Genomic DNA, 23015 nt, shown 5'->3' on the forward strand with positions numbered 1-23015 from the left:
TTTAATAGCATTTCTCAAAGGAATCACATATTGTTCTAGTGATTCCTTTTTATGAGAGAATAATGCCTTGCTTTAACGAAAATACAATATATGCAATAGGCAATGATAGCTAAACTCCAACTGACACCATAGTAATCATGTGTGTAGAAGTCATAACCTGCCTTAATACCTTTTTCTATTACAACCAACGTAAATCCTAATGCCACCCACTTGTTAATTTTCATCTTGATAAACGTTATAGCTATAATAATTAAAAATAAAATATTTGTAAGGCAGTTTATCATTAGCTCATATTTTTGAATTTATACTGCCATTATACAAGCAATGATATTAGTCGCAATGCCTAAGACAGCCACTGCTTCCCAAATCCTGTCCGAAATTCCCACTACTGATTCAGTCCCTTCCTTAATAAACATTCTTTTCCTTAATTCGTTCCTACACACTATTCAAGGTATGCTGTATTATCCTTGTCTGATGAATATCTATTTATCTTTTCATATAGAGCAAACAAAATTTTTACTCATAATTATTTCTTTATCAGGCAAACTAGGTTTAAGCCGTTTGAACTAGCGGCTTCACTCTTCTGGTAATGAGATAGTAATTTATAGTAATTGACTAACTCATTCAGTCCATTGGCACTGGCAGGCGACAAAATTGTTGTCTGCCAGTTTCATGTATACTTTTTCTAATTTCATTCCAAACCATACGTTCGCTTTACTGATTTTGAAAAGGACGGAATTAGATTTTGAATAAGTAAAAAAGATAAAGCTCAGTCCACTTTTGGTATAGGACATTTTCTTTTTACATATACTATTTTTGAGCCTTTTTACCAATACGTGTCCTATTGGTGTCTTAAATTCCTCCTAAAAAAGGGCGGCAGATACGACTGCATGCCCTTTTTTATTTATATTGCTGTTCTCTATCCAATAAAACTAAAAATGCACTATTACATATTCTGTTCAGTCCAGATTATGTTAAAATTTCTTATGTTGTTTATTTCATAGTCGAACTATGCTTTCGTATTTAATTCAGCAATATGTGAGCTGTATCTTGACCGTTTTGAAGGAGAATTAGCAATTATTTAAATTAACAACATAACAATTGAAGTACCAAGATCCACACTCCCTTATACTGTAAAAAAGGTGATGTTCTTATTATTGACGATAATAAGTATACAATTGATAAAAAGGAAATAGAAAAAAACAGACGTGAAATTCAAAATTTATTGGATAAACTATTAAAATATTAATATTAATTCATCAAACAAGAAGAGCCATCCAATTGGATGGCTCTTCTTTATTTCACATACACATAGGCTTTGTTCGCAATAATATAGTATTTTTTTCCTTTACTGTTGTGAAATATACGATCAAAAAAGTGAACAAAATAGTTATATTGTCCACTTTTTTGATACATTTATGAAATATTCATGTGTTATCTTTAATACGTTTTTTCTTTTTATAAAACCGTATGAGATTTACCAACACTAGAAGTCCTAAATCCCTAACTCTAAGGATTATTCATTTACAATAAGTATTTTGTCTTATTTACTATTCATTGCCTTTATCATTAATTCCTAGCGCTCCTTTGTGATTTCCATTTTTACAGTAGAATAATTATGACCAACTCAGAGTAGTCATTGGGCCCTTTTATGGTGCTTTATATTTCTAACTAGATTAGGACTTTGTTAAAGAACTAAATAAAATCCAATATTCTACTAATAATAATCAAAATACAATCTGCTTGTTACCCAAGTTGTATAAAAAAGAGCAGTTATTACAACTAACTGCTCTTTTTTATTTTGGTTTCTTTCATTTCTAAATAACATTTTTAATCCTGTTCATACTATTTTTGTAACTTAAAATGTCACTAATACGTAAAGCTGTATTGTATAACTGTTTTATTACATTGTTGGGGAGAAATTTTAATTTAATCCATATATTATCTATTTTATTAAACCTTTTCTTTTTTTGGAAAAGAGATGCCAAAGACTGTTTTATTCCATGGACTACTTTCAACCCAAATCCTGCCCTGGTTTTTTTCTACTAATGATTTAGCAATAGCAAGCCCTAATCCGCTACCTCCATTAATAGAATTTCTTGATTGGTCACTACGATACATTCGTTCAAATACATGATCCAAATCATGTTCCGTGATTCCCTGTCCTTTATCCCAAATAAGCAATTGGAATTCTTGATTTGATTCAATGAGTTCTATCCCAAGTACTTTTCCTTCTTTCCCATATATAATAGCATTTTTTATTAGGTTATCTATAATTCTTATAATACTTAGATAATCAGCCATGATAAAACATTTTGTTTTTGGTAAACTAAGCTTTAACTCCAAATTATTCTTCTTGATTTCAGGCAAATATTCAATTAATACTTCTCTCGTAATCTCAGTTAACTCAAGAAATTCAGGATTTATTAAAACTTCATCTGCATCTAGCTTTGCCATATTAAATATTTCATTGATTAATTGCTTTAAGTTGCTGGATTTTCTTGAAATAATTTCAAGATACTCTTTTTTTTCTTCTCGAGAAACAGCTATATCATCTTTTAAAGCATCAATATATCCTATAATAGATGTAAGAGGAGTTCTGATATCATGAGAAATACTTGATAAGAGTCTTTTTCTCGCATTTTGAGATTTAATGGATTCGATTTGGACTCTCTCTAACTGTTCAATTAATTCATTCACAGAAAATATCATTTTATTAAATACATTATCTTCATTCACAATTAACCTTGTTGTTAAATTTCCTTTAATTACACGTTTTAACTCCTCAATCATTATTTTCAAACGATTAACAAAGTGAAACCTTATAAGTAAGAGAAAGGTCGTAAAGAAAAATAGTACTATGTACAAAGCAAGCTTATTTATTCCTAATAGTTGGTTATTTAAATCTGTAAAAAAAAGTCCTATAATACAAATTAGTTGAAGAATATTAAGCAAGATAATTTTGTCGCTATACATTTTGGTCACCTACAAACTTATATCCTATTCCCCAAACTGTTTGTATTAATTGAGGATTAGAGGGATCCACTTCTATTTTTTTTCTAAGTTTTCGAATATGAACCATGACAGTATTATCATCTTCTAAATAGTGGTCTCCCCAAACATTACGGAACAACTGAGATTTCGTAAACACTTGTTCCGGATTTGAAGCGAAAAACCTTAGCAATTCCATCTCTTTTGCAGTTAAAGGAATCTCTTCCCCCTCTTTGAAAACAGTATATTTTTTCATATCAATTGAGATTTCTTTAAACTCTATACGTGTTTGTTCTCTATCCCCTGCTTCACTTCCTAAAACTAAAAACCTCCTCATAAGGGCTTTAACTCTAGCTACTACCTCATTTATACTAAAAGGTTTTGTAATATAGTCATCTGCGCCCATACTTAAACCTAATATCTTATCAGTTTCATGATTTTTAGCAGTGAGCATTAGAATAGGAACATTCGTTTTTTCTCTTAATTTTCTGCAGACCTCAATCCCATCAATTTTTGGCATCATAAGATCTAATATAAACAGATCATATTTGTTTTTATTAAATAAAGAAAGAGCGTGCTCGCCATCTATAGCAACATCAACCTTATACAATTCTCGCTCCATATATTTTTTTAATAAATCTCTAATTTCTTTTTCATCATCCGCTATAAGAATTCTAATTTCTCGCAAAATAACACCTGCTTTCTTAATTTTTATTATACATGTCCAAAATTATTGTGCTTATTCGCTTTAATTTAGATGTTATCAAAATAAGAAAATTGGCATTCCTTTAAAGAAATGCCAATTCTCAAAAATTAAACTGTTTCAAACGCCAATATGTCGTTTATTATATTAGCATTCTTTTTAAGAATATCCAGGTTTGAATTTGATAACATTTCCATATGAGTTCCGTACCCTTGAATTATCCTGAAATTCTTCGTTGTAGCATTTTCCCACATTAAATTATTTTCATCTTCTTTTTCTTTTACTGATTTTATATAACTTATATTTCCATCAACACTGCCATTTGTTGTTGTACTCTGTACATACATATAAGACTTCATAATTAATTCTATCAAATAATCACTAGCTAATTTTTCTAAATCTTTATATTTTTTCAGATTGAATTTTTCATGAAGTTCTCTCTTACACTCTTCCTCTGTATAAAGATTCTGTTCTACAGTCGTACGGTATTTGGAATCAATAAGAATAAGATTTTCTACTTCAAAACCTTGTCTATTTAATTCTTTTGCCACATCGAATGCAAGAATTCCACCAGCTGAATATCCCACTAATGTGTACGGTCCTTCTGATTGAATATCTTTTATTATTTTAACATATTGTGCAATCCTATTTTCAGATTTAATAAAATTAAAACTGTAAACTGAATATGACTCAATATGCTTTGCTAGCCCCATATATGCTATTCCTATTGAAGCAGCAGGTGGGAAACAAAATAGTTTTTTATTGCTGCTTGTAGAGCTACTAAGTTGAATGCAATCCTCTGTATAATCCTTTAACATTTCTTTTGCGCCTTCTAAGAACACTGAAAAACTTCGAACTGTTGGTTTATCAAATACATCTTTAAACGGTACTCTAAAGTTTAACTCTGCAAATATTCTTGAAACAAATGTCATAACGTTTAAAGAGTTCGCTCCGATATCAAATAAATTAGTATTCATACCTATTTTATTAATATTTAAAATTTCTTCCCATATGCTAACGATTTTTTCTTCTAAATTATTTCTTGGCGGTTCGTATTCTAATCCATATTTGACATTTCCATCCGGCACTGGTAATGAGTTTATATCGATTTTCCCATTTGTTGTCAATGGGAATTCCTTTAGCTGTGTGAAAAACGCTGGTATCATATAATTTGGAAGTTCTTTTGTTAAATCTCTTCTCATCTCTGTAACAGTAATTGCTTTTTCTTTATTCTCTAAAACAACATATGCACAAAGATACTGACTATTCTCACCGTCTATTCTTGCAACAACTTTTGTTTCTTTTATATTATCTAATTTTAGAATTTGATTCTCTATTTCTCCTAATTCAATTCTATAACCGCGAATTTTCACTTGATGGTCAGTTCTCCCTATAAATTCGATATTTCCATTAGGCAACCATCTTGCAAGATCCCCTGTTCTATACATCTTTGCTTCAGGTACATATGGATTTGATATAAATTTTTCTGCTGTCAATTCAGGTCTATTTAGATAACCTGTAGCAACACCATCTCCACTTATATAAAGTTCTCCTTCTATTCCTACTGGTAATATCTTTTTATTATTATCCAATATATAAATTTGAACATTATCAATTGGCTTTCCAATAGGTACCGATATATGTTTATCGTCATTGAGATTATATTTATAAATCATACAGCCAATTGTTGTTTCTGTTGGACCATACTCATTATAGATCTCAACATTATGATTAAAGCTTTTTGAAATCTCTCTTGCTAAATCAGTCTTTAAATCTTCTCCACCTACTATTAATCGTTTTATACTTGAGTTGCTGTTATCAATATCTCTTATCAAGCTTAAATGAGATGGTGTCAATTTTACTATACCTACCCTATTATCCTTAAAGATTTTTCTTATAATTGGTTCATCACCATCATTATCGTAAATAACTATTTTATTTCCAGAAATTAATGGTGTGAATATTGATGTAATTGTAAGGTCAAATGAGAATGATGAATAAAAGGCAAAATCTAAGGCCTCTCCTTTGACATATTCCTTATTTGCCCATGTTATATAATTGACTAGGCCTCTTTGCTTAAGCATAGTTCCCTTTGGCATACCAGTAGAACCCGAAGTATAAATCATATAAGCTAGGTTGTTAGTATCACTTGTTACTTTGATATTTTCAGTAGAATAATGATTATACTCTTCATCTAAAAATACTATTTCTTTGTTTAATCTTACTGCATCTTTGCCTTTTGTAAGTATAATATTTGTTCCACTATCCTCTACAATATACTTAATTCGTTTTTCAGGATATTCAGGATCTATTGGTAAATATGCTGCTCCAGATTTTAAAATCCCCATAATCCCTATAATCATCTCTAGAGAACGTTCAATCATGATACCTACAATTGTATTTGGTTGAACCCCTTTATTCTGGAGTATTCTAGCTATTTGGTTAGATTTTTCATTAAGCTCTTTATAAGTGAGTTGCTGCTTATCAAGTACCACAGCTACCTTATTTGGAGTCCGTTCTACCTGTTCTTCAAATAAACGATGAATTGTTTTTTCTTTTGGATACTTTGCCTTTGTTTCATTAAACTCATTCAAGAAATAATGCTTTTCTTCTTTTGAAAGGATTTCTAATTGATTTACATTTTTATGTTCATCCTGCACAACTTGTTCCATAACACTTTTCAGATGGTTTGCTATGTTCTGGATAAGTTTTTCTGAATAGAGATTTCCATTATATGATATTTTGAGAATAAGCTGTTCACCTGGAACGACAACTATTGTAAATCCATAGTTGGTTTGTTCAATCCCTTTAATATCCTTAAACACGAAACCACTCTTACTTTCTCCTTCCTGAAGTAAACGTTCATCAAGTGCATAATTCTCAAAAATCATTACATGATCAATTAAATCCCTTTTTAAATCACTAAGAGACTGTATATCCGAAAGATTCATATAGTTGTATGCTTGGCTTTCTATCGCTTGCTGCTGTACCTCTTTTAATATATTTTTAAAGCTCTTATGTTCTTTTATATTAATTCTCGTTGGAATTGCATTAATGAATAATCCAACCATTTTTTCAATTCCAGCTACTTTGGCATCTCTACCAGAAACGACAGAACCAAATACAACATCGTCTGTATGATTATACTTCGCTAAAATAATTCCCCATAAAGTTTGTAGCACAGTGTTTAACGTAACGTGATTTTGATTAGCTAATTCAGTCATATTTTTCGTAAGTTCGCTTGAAAATTCAATGAGCGTCTCTTGTCCATGGTACTCTCTTGTACTATCTTCTTTGAATGATGGAATTTTCGCAGGTTTTTGATATCCTGTTAAATAGTGTTTCCAATATTGAATTCCCTCTTCTTTTTCCTGTTCCCCTAACCATCTAATATAATCACTATATGGTCTTGACTCTTCTAAATTAGGATACTGTCCTACTTGTTTGCTTCCATAGATATGGAACAATTCTCCCAAAATAATACCTCTGCCCCATCCATCAAACAAGATGTGATGATTACTCCATATAATTGTATAAGCCTTATCATCAGTTTGTATAAGTTCCAGTCTAATTAAGACATCTTTACTGAAATCAAAACCTGTTTCTCGATCTTGTTCAATGTAGGTTGCTATACTTTCTTTTTGCTGATCTATTCCTTGCTGTCTAATATCTCGATATCTAAAGCCAATCTTTCGATCTTTTAGAATTATATTTTTTGGTTTTTCTGTAATTTCATATTCAATCGCTGTCCGAAGGATTTCATGTCTTTTCATAATATCGTTTAAGCTTTCCTCGAATAAATTGACATCAATGAATCCTTTGACATCAATGACAAGTTGTTCAAAGTATGCACCTGATTGTTGATCTTCTAATGCATGGAATAGCATCCCCTGCTGCATATTAGCTAATGGATAAATCTTTTCTATTTCACCCCACCTATTTTTCGCCTTGATTTCCTCTAGTTGTTCGAAGCTTAACTCTTTGTCTCCATAGTCAAATGGCGTTTTTTCAGCCTGTTCCTTAGAAATGCAATGATGAATTACATCAAGAAGAGCATCCTTGAAAGCTTCTGTAAACTCTATTACGACATCCACTGCATATACTTTTGTATTATAAGTCGTATCAATAGTGAGCTTTCCATCTAAGACAACAGCATTCATTTCTATAGGTGTTTCTCTTGTATGTTTTCCTCCAATCGACTCTCCTGCCGATATCCAAGAGGAAGAAAAGATTGTATTATTGAGATCTGCATCCATTTGACCTAAGTAATTAAACAAAATAGGTGGCTGTTCAATATTCCATAAATCTGAATCTCTACTCAAATGTTTTAAAACCCCATAACCTATTCCCTTATTTGGAATTCTTCTAAGAGACTCTTTCACTGTTTTAATAGTCATTGAAAGGCCCTTTTCATCTCCTAAATTGATGTATACAGGATATTTGGTTGTAAACCATCCAACTGTTCGGCTAATTTCTACATTTTTTATAATCTGTTCTCTACCATGTCCCTCTAGACTAATCCTAATTTTATTTTCACCAGTTACTTTCCTTGTAGCTATTAAAAGAGCACTAATTAGTAAATCATTAATTTCAGTATGATATGCTTGATTTGTTTCTCTTAACAATCGGCTTGTTTCCTCTATTCCAAGAGTGGTACTGAAAGTATCACTCTCCTCATATCGGAATAGCCCAATTTCCTCTTTTTTCTCTAAAAAGTTAACATTATCCTTTAATGTGTTCACCCAATATTGTTTTTCTCTAAGGATTCTTGCACTCTTAGCATACTCGTTGAGCTGAGTGGCATACTCTTTATAAGAAGTCGTTTTTGGATAAAATGCTATTTGTTCTCCTTTCATTAGCTGGCTATATCCAAGCGCAAAATCTTCAAATAGGATTCTCCAAGAGATTCCATCCACCACAAGGTGATGAATAATAAGTAACAGATGGTCTCCAACATTCGTCTTAAACTGTGCTACATTTACAAGAGGTCCTTCTTGTATATCAATTTTCTTCTGTAATATTGTCGCAAGTTCCTGAATCTTCTCATCTGGATTACCTTCTCTCGAAACGTCATAAACATAAAATCCAAATTGATTCTTTTCCACTTCTCGATTGAATTGAAGTACTTCCTTATTCTCTTCTTTATAAATCATTCGTAAAGCGTCATGATGTACAAAAATTGCTTCCATAATTTCTTTTATCATTTCCTCACGGAATCCATCTTTCCTATACAACATAACTGCATGATTAAAATGATTTACATCTTCTTTTCCACTCATAAAATAAGCCTGTTGAATTGGAGTGAGTAACACATCTCCTACTTCGATTTCATATGAGCCTTCTTGTATCGCCTCAATATTGACATATTTACTTAAAAGCTTGATTTCGGGATAATTAAATAAATCTTTCATCTCTAATATGATACCTTCTCGTGATAAACGTGAGATAATTTGTAAAGCCTTAATAGAATCTCCACCTGAAGCAAAAAAGTTATGGTTAATCCCGATTGGCTTGACTCCTAATATATCTTCCCATACCTTCACAAGTTGCTCTTCTACCTGATTTCTTGGTTTTTCATAGTCTACTCCCTTACTCACATCTGGATCTGGTAAGGCTTTTTCGTTTACTTTTCCATTTGCCGTAAGTGGAATACGCTCCATTTGAACGAAGTAAGATGGAATCATGTACTCAGGTATTTCTACTTTTAAGTACGCTCTTAACTCTTCAAATGATAGTTCCCTCTGAGATGTAATATATGCACATAAATGTCTTCTTCCGTCCTGACTCTCTCGGTCAATTACGTATGCTTCTTTAATTTGTTCATGTTTAACTAGATGACGCTTAATCTCTTCTGTTTCAATTCGATACCCTCTTATTTTTACTTGGCCATCAATTCTACCTGCAAGCTCAATTCTACCATCTAATAACCTTCGAGCGAGATCTCCCGTTCGATACATTTTTTTATTCGGTTCAAATGGATTTTGAACAAATTTTTCTTCTGTTAAATCTCTTCTATTTAAATACCCACTTGCTACGCCTTCTCCTGATAAACATAATTCACCATAAATACCTTCTGGGACAAGTTTCATTTGTTGATCCACTACATACGCCTTCATATTCTGAATTGGTCTTCCAATCACAGGACATTCTTTGAAAGCTGCCATTGTATTATATTCAATAACATGATAGACCGAACCAATTGTCGCCTCTGTAGGTCCATAGTGATTCATTACCACATGATTTGGATAATGTGTGTAGAATGTTTCAACATCTATTGGATTGATTTTCTCACCACCTAACACGACTAATCTCAATGTTTTACAGTTTTGATTATCTGAGAAACTCGCATCATTCACCAAGACATTAAAGAGAGACGGTGTCAATTTTAAATAAGAAATACCCTGTTCTTCTATATACTGTAATGCTTTCTGAGCATTAGTATATACTTCTTTTGTAACGAGATGCAGTTCACATCCATTTAAAAGTGATGAATATAGACTTGTATAGCCCAAGTCAAATGCATAGGAAGATACTAACATTGCCTTATCTGTTTCTTTTAGATTAGCTTCCTTTGTAAACCAAGTCATGTAGTTTACAACGTTGTAGTGCTGAACACATACACCTTTAGGTGTACCAGTCGAACCTGATGTATAGATGATATACGCATTATGATTCAATTTATAATTGACTAGTAAATTTGATGTGTCTCTCTCTTTTATAGAATCGTCTTCCACGGAGATTACTTCTCCCTTAAATTGAAGAGTTTCTTTCCTTTCTCCTTTCACTATCAATAAACTAGCATTACTGTCTTTTAAAATGACATTCGTTCTTTTATCCAATTGTTCAGGATCGATTGGCAAGTAGGTCGCTCCTGCTTTTAATACGGCCATAATTCCAATAATCATTTCAAGGGATTCTTCAACTAACATACCTACTGTTTTCCCTGGCTTTGCTCCTTTTTCTTGAAGCAACCTTGCCATTTGATTCGCTTTTTCATTCAGTTCCAGATACGTAAGCTTCTGATTTTTAAATACCACGGCTACATGGTGAGGTGTTCGATTCACCTGTTCCTCAAATAATTGTGAAATTGTTTTATCCTTCGGATACTCAGCTTTTGTATCTTTATCATCCTGCAATAGCATCTGCACTTCTTCTTCTTCTGAAAGCAACATAATATCCTGAATGCTTTGTTCTGGCTTCTCAATAATTTCTTTAAATACCTGGATTAAATGTTTAGCTAATCTTTCTACAGTTTCCTTCTTAAATAATTTAGTTCTGTAATTTAATACACATTTGATACTACGCTCTTCTTCAACAGCAGTAAGTGTGAAATCAAATTTAGAAACATGCGCCTTCATTTGATATGGTGAGAAAGTTAGACCTTTTATTTCAAAATCATCATGGTCAAAGTTTTGTAAGACGAACATTGTGTCAAACAAGGCATTTCTACTCATATCTCTCTTTAAGTCTAATTTTTCAACCAATTCATCAAATGGATAATCCTGATTTTCATAAGCTTGTAAAGCATTCTCTTTAACTTCTTTTAAATAATCTTGGAATAAAATTCCTTGTTTTGGATAATTTCTCATCGCAAGAGTATTCACAAAAACACCCATTACCTGTTTTAAATCATCATGAGGTCTTCCTGCGATTGGAGAGCCCACTACGATTTCCTCTTGTCCCGTATATTTTGAGAGCAGTGTTGTATATCCTGCTAACAGAAGCATGTACAACGTTACACCATGTACCTTCGCCATCTTCTTAAGATTGACATAAATGTCACTATCGAGTTCAAAATGTACAAGGTCACCTTCTGTACTTTGAATTGATGGTCTTTTATAATCTGTCGGCATATTTAGTACTGGTACTTCCTCTTTAAATACATTCATCCAGTATTCTTCTTGTCTCTTCATTTCTTTTTGTGTAAATAATCTTCTTTGCCACGCAGAATAATCTTTATATTGAATGCTTAATTGCGATAATTTTTGACCATTATATAATTCAGCTAATTCCTGTGTGAAAATCCCCATTGATACACCATCTGAAATAATATGGTGCATATCTAGAACCATCACGTATTCATTATCTGTGACATGTATAATTTCAACCCGTAAAAGTGGAGCTTTCTCCAAATCAAATGGTTTAACAAATCCATTGATCATATCATCTAGCTTATTGGTACCCATTTCTCTATACGTCACTTGGAAATCAATCTCTTTTTCAATCTTTTGGACGGGTTCACCATCTACCATTACAAAAGAAGTTCTTAAAGCCTCATGTCTTTCAATTAATCTATGGAGTGCTTTCTCAAATTGACTTATATCGAAATCACCTTTTATCTTCATAGCGAACGGTATGTTATAAGATACTCCGTTACCTTCTAATTTGTTTAAAATATAAAGTCTTTTTTGTGCAGATGCTAGCGGATAATAGTCTTGTTCTTCTACTTTATTAATAGATGCATATACACTTTCTTTTGTAGAATTAAGAAATTCCCCAATTCCTTTTATAGTAGGCGTTTGAAAAATTTGACGTAAAGGTATTTCTACCATAAATTCTTTTTGAATTTTTGCAGCTAGCGTAGTTGCTTTAAGAGAATGGCCTCCGATTTCAAAAAAGTGCTGGTTGATTCCAACCTTATCTACTTCCAAAACATCCTGCCAAATAGATACAAGTTTTTCTTCGACTGAATTCCTTGGCGCCTCATACTCTACTTCTACAAATGCACTTTCATTTGGTTCCGGTAAGGCCTTCCTGTCTACTTTTCCGTTTTCGGTAAGCGGTATGCTATCCAAATGAACAAAAAATGCAGGAACCATATAATCCGGAAGCTCGTTCGCCAAAATTTTTCGGATTTCTTGTACTTTGGATTCTTTCTTACGTGTTTCAGACGTAAAATAAGCACATAAGTATGGTTGGCAATCATTATCCTTTCTTGCAATGACAACAGCTTCTCTAATCCCTTTTTGTTTCAGAAGTTGATTCTCTACCTCACCAAGTTCAATTCGGAAACCACGAATTTTCACCTGATGATCTATCCGCCCAAGATAATCCAGATTTCCATCCGGCAAGTATCTTGCTAAGTCTCCTGTTCGATATAGTCGCGCTTCTAGGTCACTACTGAATGGATGAGAAATGAAACGTTCTGCAGTCAGTTCAGGTCGGTTTAAATACCCACGCGCGAGTCCTGCCCCCCCGATATATAGCTCGCCAGCTACTCCCACAGGCACAGGCTTTTGACCAGAGTCTAGTACATACACTTCTAAATCTGGTATCCGCTTTCCAATATTACTTCTTGAAGCATGCTGCACATCATCTTGAGTAATTGGATGATAAGTAACATGAACAGTAGTTTCTGTAATCCCATACATATTAATTAACTGTGGCTTCTGCTCCCCATAACTTTGAAACCATGGTAGCAAGCTGGTAGGCTCAAGTGCTTCCCCGCCAAATATGACATAACGTAGATGCAAGTTTTTATTCGCATCTTCTTGTTCACATACCTGTATCAATTGTCGAAATGCTGATGGTGTCTGATTAAGAATCGTAACCTCTTCCTTTACTAACAGTTGATAGAAATCATTTGGCGATCGACTAATCCAATAAGGAACAACAACTAATTTCCCCCCATAGAGCAGTGCTCCCCAAATCTCCCATACCGAGAAATCAAATGCATAAGAGTGGAAAAGTGTCCAAGTATCTTTTTCATCAAACTGATACCAACAGTCCGTTGATTTAAATAAACGAATTACATTATGATGCTCAACCATAACCCCCTTCGGATTTCCTGTCGATCCCGAAGTATAGATTACGTAAGCGAGATGTTGAGGACTTACATCAGCAATTGGTAAAGTCGTACTTTCATTCTCAATTTCAACTTGATCTCGATCAAGGCAAATCGATTTAATATTCTCTGGTAACCATTTCGATTCTTTTAACTTTTCTTGTGTTACGACTAACTGAATATTAGCATCCTCTAAAATATACTGAAGTCGCTGCTCTGGATATGTTGGATCAAGTGGTACATAAGCTCCACCAGCTTTTAAAATCCCTAAAATACCTACAATCATTTCAAGGGAGCGTTCAACACATAGACCAACCAACGAATCAGGTCCTATTCCTTTTTTCTGTAGATTATGAGCTAATTGATTCGCACGTTCATTAAGATCACTATAGGTAATTTTCTTCCCTTCATACGTAACAGCAATATTTTCAGGTGTCCTTTCTACTTGTTCTTGGAACAATTGATGTATCGCCTTTTCTTTTGGACACTCTACTTTTGTATTATTAAATTCATACAATAAATTTGACCTTTCTTCTTCTGCAATTATTTCTATTTCATTTATTTTTTTGTTCTCATCTGCAACTACTTGTTCAGTTACTGTTTTAATGTGCATTTCAATATTATCAATTATTCTTTCATCATAAACATTGCCATCATAAGTTAAAACTAGATTTAACTTCTCACCTGGAGTTGCTGCAATACTAAAACTATAATTACTCTGTTCTTCAGCATGTATATCTTCAACCTCAAAACCTATACCCATTTTTTCATTTCCGGCAATACGTTTATCAACAGCATAGTTCTCAAACACAATTATATGATCAATAAGATCATTCTTTAATTTACTCATTGCTTGAACTTCAGCTAAATTCATATAGTTATAATTATTGCTAGCTATAGCTTCACTCTGTACAACCATTAAAACTTCTTTAAACTTCTGATTCTTTCCAAGGTTTATTCTAGTTGGAATGGCATTAATAAATAAACCAATCATCTTTTCAATTCCGTCTACTGGTGCTTCCCTTCCAGATACAATAGTTCCAAATACTACTTCGTCTGTATTGTTATACTTCGCCAAAATAATACCCCAAATACTCTGGAATACTGTATTAAAGGTTACGCTATTCCTATTAGCAAGCTGTGTAATCTTATTTGTTAGTTCACTCGAAAATTCAATTACTTTTTCTTTTCTTAAATACTCACTATTATTCTTAGTAATCTGTAATTTTGGTATTTGCGCTTTCTCTTCATAACCATCTAAATATTGCTCCCAATAACTTTTACCTTCTTCTTTATCTTGCTCTTCCAGCCATTTTATATAATCGCTATAAGGTTTCGTTTCTTCTAACTCATATTCTTCACCATTTATTAATTTTCCATATACAGTGAATAACTCACCTAATACGATTCCAAGACACCAACCATCCAATAAAATATGGTGATGACTCCATACCAATTTATATAAGTTTTCATCTGTTCTAATCAAACATACTCTCATTAAAGTATCTTTACTTAAGTTAAATCCCTTTTCTGTATCTTCTTCTCTATAATTTTTTATGAATAACTCTTTTTCTATAGTTCCTCTTTCACTTATATCGCAATATTGAAAACCTATTTCTCTATCCGCTATTATTATTTGTCTAGGCTCCTCAACTATTTCATATTCAAATGATGCTCTTAGTATTTCGTATCTTTGCATGATTTTATTAAAACTTGTTTTTAATATCTCTACATCAACGTATCCTGTTATATCCATGACAGTTTGTTCAAAATATGCTTTTGAATTTTTGTTTTCCAAAGCATGGAACAGCATTCCCTTTTGCATATTTGCTAACGGGTAAATCTTTTCAATTTCGAAATCTTTATACTTTTCTTTAATATCCTTAAGTTCACTTAGAGTTAATTTAGTATCCCCATAGTCATAAGGCGTTTTGTCCACCTCTATTTGACTAACACAATGATCAATTATAGTTTCAAGACTTTCTTTAAACTTATCATTTAATTTCCTGATTGTTAGTTCATCAAACTCTAGCTCATTAAAGGTAGTATTTATAACCAATTCATTATTAATAATTATCGAATTTATTTCTATCGAATTATTTCGTGAAATCTTTCCTCCAATTGTTTCCCCATAAGAAAATTTTGATTCAGAAAATTCATTTCTGTTAACATCATTATCCATTTCACCTAAATAGTTAAATGAAATTGGTGCTTTTTGTTCATTTAATAGATACTTCTCTTTTGATAAATATTTTAGTATACCAAATCCGATTCCCTTGTTAGGAATTTTCCTTAAAATTTCTTTTACCATTTTTATATTAGTAGCAAGATCGGTCTCATTACCTAAATCTATAAGTACTGGATACATAGTTGTAAACCAGCCTACAGTCCTACTAATATCTACATTTTCTAAGATATCTTCTCTTCCATGTCCCTCCATATTTATTTTTATACAATTTTCACTTGTTATCTCTCTAGCACCTAATAATAAGGAAGTTAACAATATATCATTTATTTCTGTATTGTATGCTCTATTGGATTTTCTTAATAAACTTATAGTCTTTTCCTTATTTAAAGAAATACTAACTGTTTTACTATTTTCGAATGTGTCCCTTTTGAGCTCTTTTTTTCTAGGTATAAATGCAACCTCAGTATTTGCTATCTCTTGCCAATACTCTTTTTCCTTTAATAATTTATTGCTACTAGCATACTCCCTCAGCTTAGAGGAAAATTCTTTAAAGGATTCAGTTTTGAATCCAATGTCTAACTTCTCACCTCTTAAATCCTGAGAATATAGAGTTTCAAAATCTTCTAATATTATTCTCCATGATACTCCATCTACTACAAGATGATGAATGGTAATAAGCAGATGATCACCTTGATTCGTTTTAAATAAACAAAGATTAACGAGTTTATCATTTTTGATGGAAGATTTCTTTTGGATATTTGTCGCTAATTCATATATTTTCTCTTCCTTATTCTCTACTCCCTCAACATCATGAACGTATAAATCAAAGAGGTTATCCTTATAGCCTCTATTATACTGAATGATCTCTCCATCATTTTCTCTATAAATCATTCTAAGGGCATCATGCTGCTCTAATATCTTATTAAAGACTCTCTCTATTCTCTTTTGATCAAATCCATCTTCCCTAAACAGCATAAATGATTGATTAAAATGATCTAGTTCTTCTTTATTTTTCTCAAAATACCATTTTTGAATTGGAGATAATATTACTTCTCCTGTAACTATTTCATAAGGTTTTAACCGTTTGTTTTGCTTTTTTACATACTTACTAAGATCTTTAATTTTAGGGTTTGCAAATAGATCTTTCACTTCTAACTTAAGATTTATTCTAGACAACCTGGACACAATTTGCAGAGCCTTAATAGAATCTCCACCTGATACAAAGAAATGATGATTTATCCCTATATCCTCTATGCCTAGGATATCCCTCCAAATCTCAACAAGATGTGTTTCAACTTCATTTCTTGGTGCCTCATATTCTACCCCTGATTGACTACTTCTATCTGGTTCTGGAAGTGCTTTTCGATCCACTTTATCGTTTGATGTAAGTGGTAACTGGTCAAGTTGAACAAAATAAGAGGGAATCATGTAATCAGGGAGTTCCTTTTCTAAAAATTCTCTTATCTTGGCTGAAGATATTGCTTTTTCAGACACAATATAAGCACTTATATACGTATGATTTTCCTTATCCTCTTTTGCTACTACTACGACCTCTTTTATATCTTGATGTTTTAACAACTGGCTCTCTATTTCACCAAGTTCTATTCTATACCCACGTATTTTTACTTGATGGTCAATTCTTCCTATGAATTCAACATTTCCATCAGGCATCCATCTTACAAGATCACCTGTACGATACATTTTTTCCCCACTGACGAAAGGATTTTCCACAAATTTCTCGGCAGTTAAGGCCGGATTATTTAAATAACCTCTTGCCAATCCACCTCCAGATATACATAACTCTCCTGTTACTCCAATTGGACAAAGCTGATTATACTTATTTACTATATAAACTTTAGTATTATACACCGGTTTTCCAATTGGAATATTATCATCATTTTTATTCATTAAGAAACTTGTAGTTACTACTGTATTTTCGGTTGGACCGTAGGCATTTACAAGCTGATAGCGGGTATTCTTATTTAATATTAACTTTTCGCCACCGGATACTAACATTCTTAAAGAATGATTATCTTGTAATATAAATTGTTCACTTACCTTAGATGGGAATGTTGCAACTGTTATGTCTTTGCTATTCATATATTCATTTAATTTATCTAGATCAAGCCTAATATCTTTGCCTAAAACGTGCAAAGTAGCTCCGGTGATTAAACAAGGGAAAATTTCTCCAATAGATGCATCAAATGAGACTTTCAAATAGTTTGTAATTCGATCTCTTTCTGTTATTTTATGAAAATCTACATACCAATTACATAAATTGACTAAGGAATGATGTTCCACTAACACCCCTTTCGGTAAACCCGTGGAACCAGACGTATAAATGACATAGGCTAAATCATTTCTATTATTACGCCTTTCCATATTAATTTGCTCTTGATTTTTTATTGTTTCATCATTAATTGAGATTTTAGTTATACATTCATTATTGGTAAAATGAAGTTTATCGTATAAATGAGTCTGCGTTAATACGAACTTTGTGTTACTATCTTCTACCATATATTTAATTCGCTCTTCAGGATATTCAGGGTCTATTGGTAAATATGCTGCCCCTGATTTTAATATCCCCATGATACCGACAATCATATCTAAAGAACGTTCCACCATAATTCCTACAATCATTTCTGGATGAACACCCTTATCATGAAGTAATCTAGCTACTTGATTGGATTTTTCATTGAGCTCCTTATAAGTAACTTGTTGCCCCTCAAATTCTACGGCAACCTTGTTTGGAGTTCTCTCTACCTGCTCCTCAAATAATTGATAAATGGTTTTATTCTTTGGATAATCCATATCAGTTTCATTAAATTCATTCAAGAGGATGTATTTTTCTTCTCGCGAAAGCATATCTATTTGACCTAAACAAACTTCCTGATTATTAGTAATTTCTCTTAAAACACTAACAAAGTGCTCTGATATTTTAGCTATTGTCTCTTTCTTAAACAATTTTGTACAATATTCTAAATCAAATTTTATGATGTTATTAGTTTCTACTGCTGATAATGTCAAATCAAAATTTGCTATATTAAGTTCACTATCATATGTTTCAAAACTTAACCCTTTAATCTCTTCATTAGAAATATCTAAGTTTTGTAGCACAAACATCGTATCAAATAATGCACTTCTACTCATATCTCTTTGTAAGTCCAGCTTTTCAACCAATTCATCCAAAGGATAATCTTGATTTTCATAAGCCTTTAATGCATTTTCTTTTACTTCTCTTAAATAATTACGAAATGTTTTATCTTCTTTTGGATAATTTCTCATCGCAAGGGTATTCACAAACATTCCGACAATATTTTTCAAATCATGATGGCTTCTTCCTGCAATTGGAGATCCTACCACAATATCATCTTGACCCGTATATCTTGAAAGTAAAGTTGTATATCCAGCTAACAGAAGCATATACATGGTAACCCCATTTTCTTTTGCAATTCTATTAAGCTTCTTTGTCAACTCACTATCTATTTCAAAACTTCTTCGGGCCCCTTCAACACTTTGTGTCGGCGGCCTTTTATAATCTGTTGGCATATTTAATATAGGTACTTCTTCTTTAAAAACATTTATCCAATATTCTTCTTGCTTCTTCATTTCCTCTTGAGTAAACAAGTCTTTTTGCCATACTGAATAATCTTTATACTGTAGGTCCAATGGAGATAACTCTTTCCCTTCATACAGTTTACAGAGCTCTCTATTTAAAATGTTCATTGAAACTCCATCTGAAATGATATGGTGCATATCTAGGACCATCACGTGCTCATCATCTGTGACATGTATAATTTCAACCCGTAAAAGAGGAGCTTTCTCCAAATCAAACGGTTTAACAAATCCATTAATCATATCATCTAGCTTATGGGTACCCATTTCTCTATACGTCACTTGGAAATCTATGTCTTTTTCAATCTTTTGAACTGGTTCACCATCTACCATTACAAAAGAAGTTCTTAAAGCTTCATGTCTTTCGATTAATTTATGGAAAGCCTTCTCAAGCTGATGAACATCCAAATCACCTTTTATTTTCATAGCGAAAGGCATATTATAAGATACTCCGCTACCCTCTATTTTGTTTAAAATGTAGAGTCTTCTTTGAGCAGATGAGAGCGGATAATAATCTTGTTCTTCTACTTTTTTGATGGATGCATATACACTTTCTTTTGTAGAGTCAATATATTCTCCAATTCCTTTTATAGTAGGCGTTTTAAAAATTTGTCGTAATGGTAGCTCTACCTTAAGGTCCTTATGGATTCTAGAAACCATCGTAGTTGCTTTCAGTGAATGGCCTCCAATTTCAAAAAAGTTGTGTTGAATCCCTATGTTTTCTATATCTAAAATATCTTGCCAAATGGATACAAGTTTTTCTTCGACTGTATTCCTTGGCGCCTCATACTCTACTACTCCTGCAACGGAACTTCCATCAGGACTTGGTAAAGCCTTTCGATCTACTTTCCCATTTGTAGTAAGTGGTAGCTTGTCTAGTTGAACAAAAAAAGCAGGAATCATATACTCTGGCAGCTCTTTTGCCAAAAACTTTCGAATTTCTTGAATCCTAGTCTCGTCCTTCGGTGTTTCAGAAGTAAAGTACGCACATAAATATTGATGATTGTTATTATCTTCTTTTGCGATAACAACAGCTTCTTTTACTTCCTTATGTTTTAGAAGTTGACTCTCTATCTCACCCAGTTCAATCCTGAAACCACGAATTTTCACTTGATGGTCAATTCTTCCTAAAAACTCAATATTTCCATCAGGTAACATTCTCACAAGGTCTCCTGTTCGATACATTCTCTCTCCTAGAATGAACGGATTTGGAACGAATTTCTGAACTGTTAATCTCTCGTTATTTAAATACCCTTTACTTAATCCGTCTCCAGAAATACATAGTTCTCCAGGTACACCAAGTGGAAGCAGGTTAGAATTTTTATCTACTACAAAAACCGAAGTATTTGCTAACGGTTTTCCTATTGGAATAACCTCAGTTACTTCATTAACAAAATAATACGTAGCATATACCGTACTTTCAGTTGGACCATAAACATGAATAATTTTATCTTTGCCCAATTTCTCAAGGGCTTTTTTCACATGTGGAACTGAAACTCTTTCACCACCGAATAATATTTTTCTTATTTTATCTAAACAATCTATTTCTAAATCTACAAGCGCATTAAATAAAGCTGTGGTAATAAACATAATACTTATCTGTTCTTCCTTTATTAACTTAGCTAGTTTAACAAGACTTAATACAGTGTCCTTCTCAACCATTATTAACTTTGCACCATTTAGAAGTGCACCATAAATATCAAATATAGACCCATCAAAAGCATAATTCGAAAGTTGTAGTATCGTATCATTCTCATTAATTTCAATATAATTTGTATTCTTAACTACTCTAATTGCACTATAATGCGGAATAACTACTCCTTTTGGTGTTCCTGTTGATCCTGAAGTATAAATGATATAAGCTGTATCACTTGAATGATTTATCAAATTCAAATTATCTGTACTTAGCCTTAAAAAATTCTCTTGATCTAAATTAATTAACTCCACATTCAAATTAAGTTGACTTATACATCTATCTTGAGTCAATAAAACTTTTACATTACTATCTTGTAACATGTAGCCAATTCTCTCTTTAGGAGTCTCAGGATCAATTGGTAAATACGCCGCTCCGGATTTTAAAATCCCCATAATTCCTATAATCATTTCTAAAGAACGGTCGACCATGATTCCTACAATTGTGTTTGATTGAACACCTTTTTCTCGCAGTAGTCTAGCTATTTGATTTGATTTTTCATTTAATTCCCTATAAGTTAGGTTATTACTTTTAAAGCTAACTGCCACACGGTCAGGTGTCTTCACAACCTGTTCCTCAAACAATTGATGTATCAACCTATCTTTAGGATATTCAACGGTTGTTTCATTAAATTTATAAAGAAGGATGTTTCTTTCCTCTTCTGAAATTAAATCTATATCGCTCAATTTCTTATCATCATTTTCGATAACTTGCTTCGTTACATTTTGAATATGACACTCTAGATTATTGATTAGTCCTTCTTCATATACATTTTCGTCATATACAATTGTTAGTTTCAATTTCTCTCCTAATCCTACAGTAAGGCTTAGGCTATAATTACTTCTCTCTTCGTCGATTACAGATACCACTTCGAACCCTAATCCACTTTCCTTTTCTTCCAATCCTTTTTCATCAATAGCATAATTTTCAAATACTAATATATGATCAATAAGATTACTTTTTAAGTTACTAAGAGCTTGAACTTCGGCTAAATTAATATAATTATAATCATTACCCTCTATTGCATCATGTTGAGTTGCTTTTAAAACTTCTTTAAATGATTTTTCACTTTGCAGCTTTATTCTAGTTGGTATTGTATTTATAAATAAACCTAACATATTCTCTATGCCTTCTACAGCTGCATCTCTGCCTGAGACAACTGTTCCAAAAACAACATCCTCACTATTGTTATACTTCGCTAGAATAAGCCCCCAAATACTCTGCATCACTGTATTTAAGGTGACGTTATTTTTATTTGCCAGTTGTGTAATCTTATCAGTTAACTCTTTTGAAAATTCTATCACTTTTTCTCTTCTCTGATACTTTCCAGCACTAGAGTTATTAAATTTAGGGAGGGTAGCATTTAACTCATACCCCTCCAGATACTTACTCCAATACTTCAATCCTTCTTCATTATCCTGATTATTTAGCCAATTTATATAATCACTATAGGGTCTAGGATCTTCTAATTGATGCTCTTCACCTTTCATTTTATGTGAATAGATAGTAAATAACTCATCTAATATAATCCCAATACACCAACCATCAAGTAATATATGATGAAAGCTCCAAATTACTTTATATGAGTTATCATTTGTTTTGATCAAACAAATTCTCATAAGGGTTTCTTTTGTTAGGTCAAAGCCCTTCACCTTATCATCTACTATATATTTTTCCACATATAAATCTTTAGTGTTTAAATCTAAATTACTTACATCATTATAGCTAAACTTAATTTTTCTATCCCTTAATATTACATGTAATGGCTCGTCCAATTTATAATTAAATGATGCTCTTAACACTTCGTGCCGTTTCATAATCTCGTTGAAACTTTCCTCAAAAATAGTTTCATCTACATAACCTTTTATATCTAATATAATTTGTTCAAAATATGCATCTGAATTTTTATCTTCAATAGCATGAAACAGTATCCCCTTTTGCATATTTGACAATGGATAGATTTTCTCAACTTTATTGACTTTCATAAATTTATCCCCCTAAATAGTTTCCGTCGGAAAAGGCACAAAAATTATAAATATGA

General features: G+C 32.3%; 4 protein-coding genes and 1 pseudogene. 1 reads left to right on the forward strand and 4 read right to left on the reverse strand.

Translation table 11 applies throughout. The features are described from left to right. Positions 1-35: 35 nt before the first annotated feature. Positions 36-302 (reverse strand): hypothetical protein, encoded by a 267-nt coding sequence (locus tag FS802_RS01465; protein ID WP_240519144.1) that lies wholly within the window; start codon positions 300-302, stop codon positions 36-38. Between the two features lie 783 nt (positions 303-1085). Here FS802_RS01465 and FS802_RS31815 point away from each other — a divergent pair. Continuing rightward, positions 1086-1249, forward strand: a pseudogene (locus FS802_RS31815) (DUF3006 domain-containing protein). A gap of 704 nt (positions 1250-1953) precedes the next feature. Here the strand turns inward: FS802_RS31815 and FS802_RS01475 are convergent. From FS802_RS01475 to FS802_RS01485, 3 genes are all read right to left on the reverse strand, one after another. Next, the gene (locus FS802_RS01475) at positions 1954-2976 is read right to left on the reverse strand and encodes a sensor histidine kinase (RefSeq protein WP_176545832.1); all 1023 of its coding nucleotides are present in this window, start codon (positions 2974-2976) and stop codon (positions 1954-1956) included. Further along, positions 2969-3679 (reverse strand): response regulator transcription factor, encoded by a 711-nt coding sequence (locus FS802_RS01480; RefSeq protein ID WP_098655064.1) that lies wholly within the window; start codon positions 3677-3679, stop codon positions 2969-2971. The genes FS802_RS01475 and FS802_RS01480 overlap by 8 nt, the downstream gene beginning before the upstream one ends. Positions 3680-3804: 125 nt before the next feature. Further along, entirely contained in the window at positions 3805-22959 is a 19155-nt protein-coding gene (locus FS802_RS01485; RefSeq protein WP_144524829.1) for a non-ribosomal peptide synthetase, read from the reverse strand. Positions 22960-23015: the final 56 nt, after the last annotated feature.

It is taken from the genome of Bacillus sp. DE0042, assembly GCF_007680225.1.
GTDB lineage: Bacteria > Bacillota > Bacilli > Bacillales > Bacillaceae_G > Bacillus_A > Bacillus_A wiedmannii.

What these genes read in the sequence shown, in the direction of transcription:
- FS802_RS01475 (WP_176545832.1), bottom strand. Translation starts at nt 2,976, where the DNA reads ATGTATAGCGACAAAATTATCTTGCTTAATATTCTTCAACTAATTTGT.
- FS802_RS01485 (WP_144524829.1), bottom strand. Translation starts at nt 22,959, where the DNA reads ATGAAAGTCAATAAAGTTGAGAAAATCTATCCATTGTCAAATATGCAA.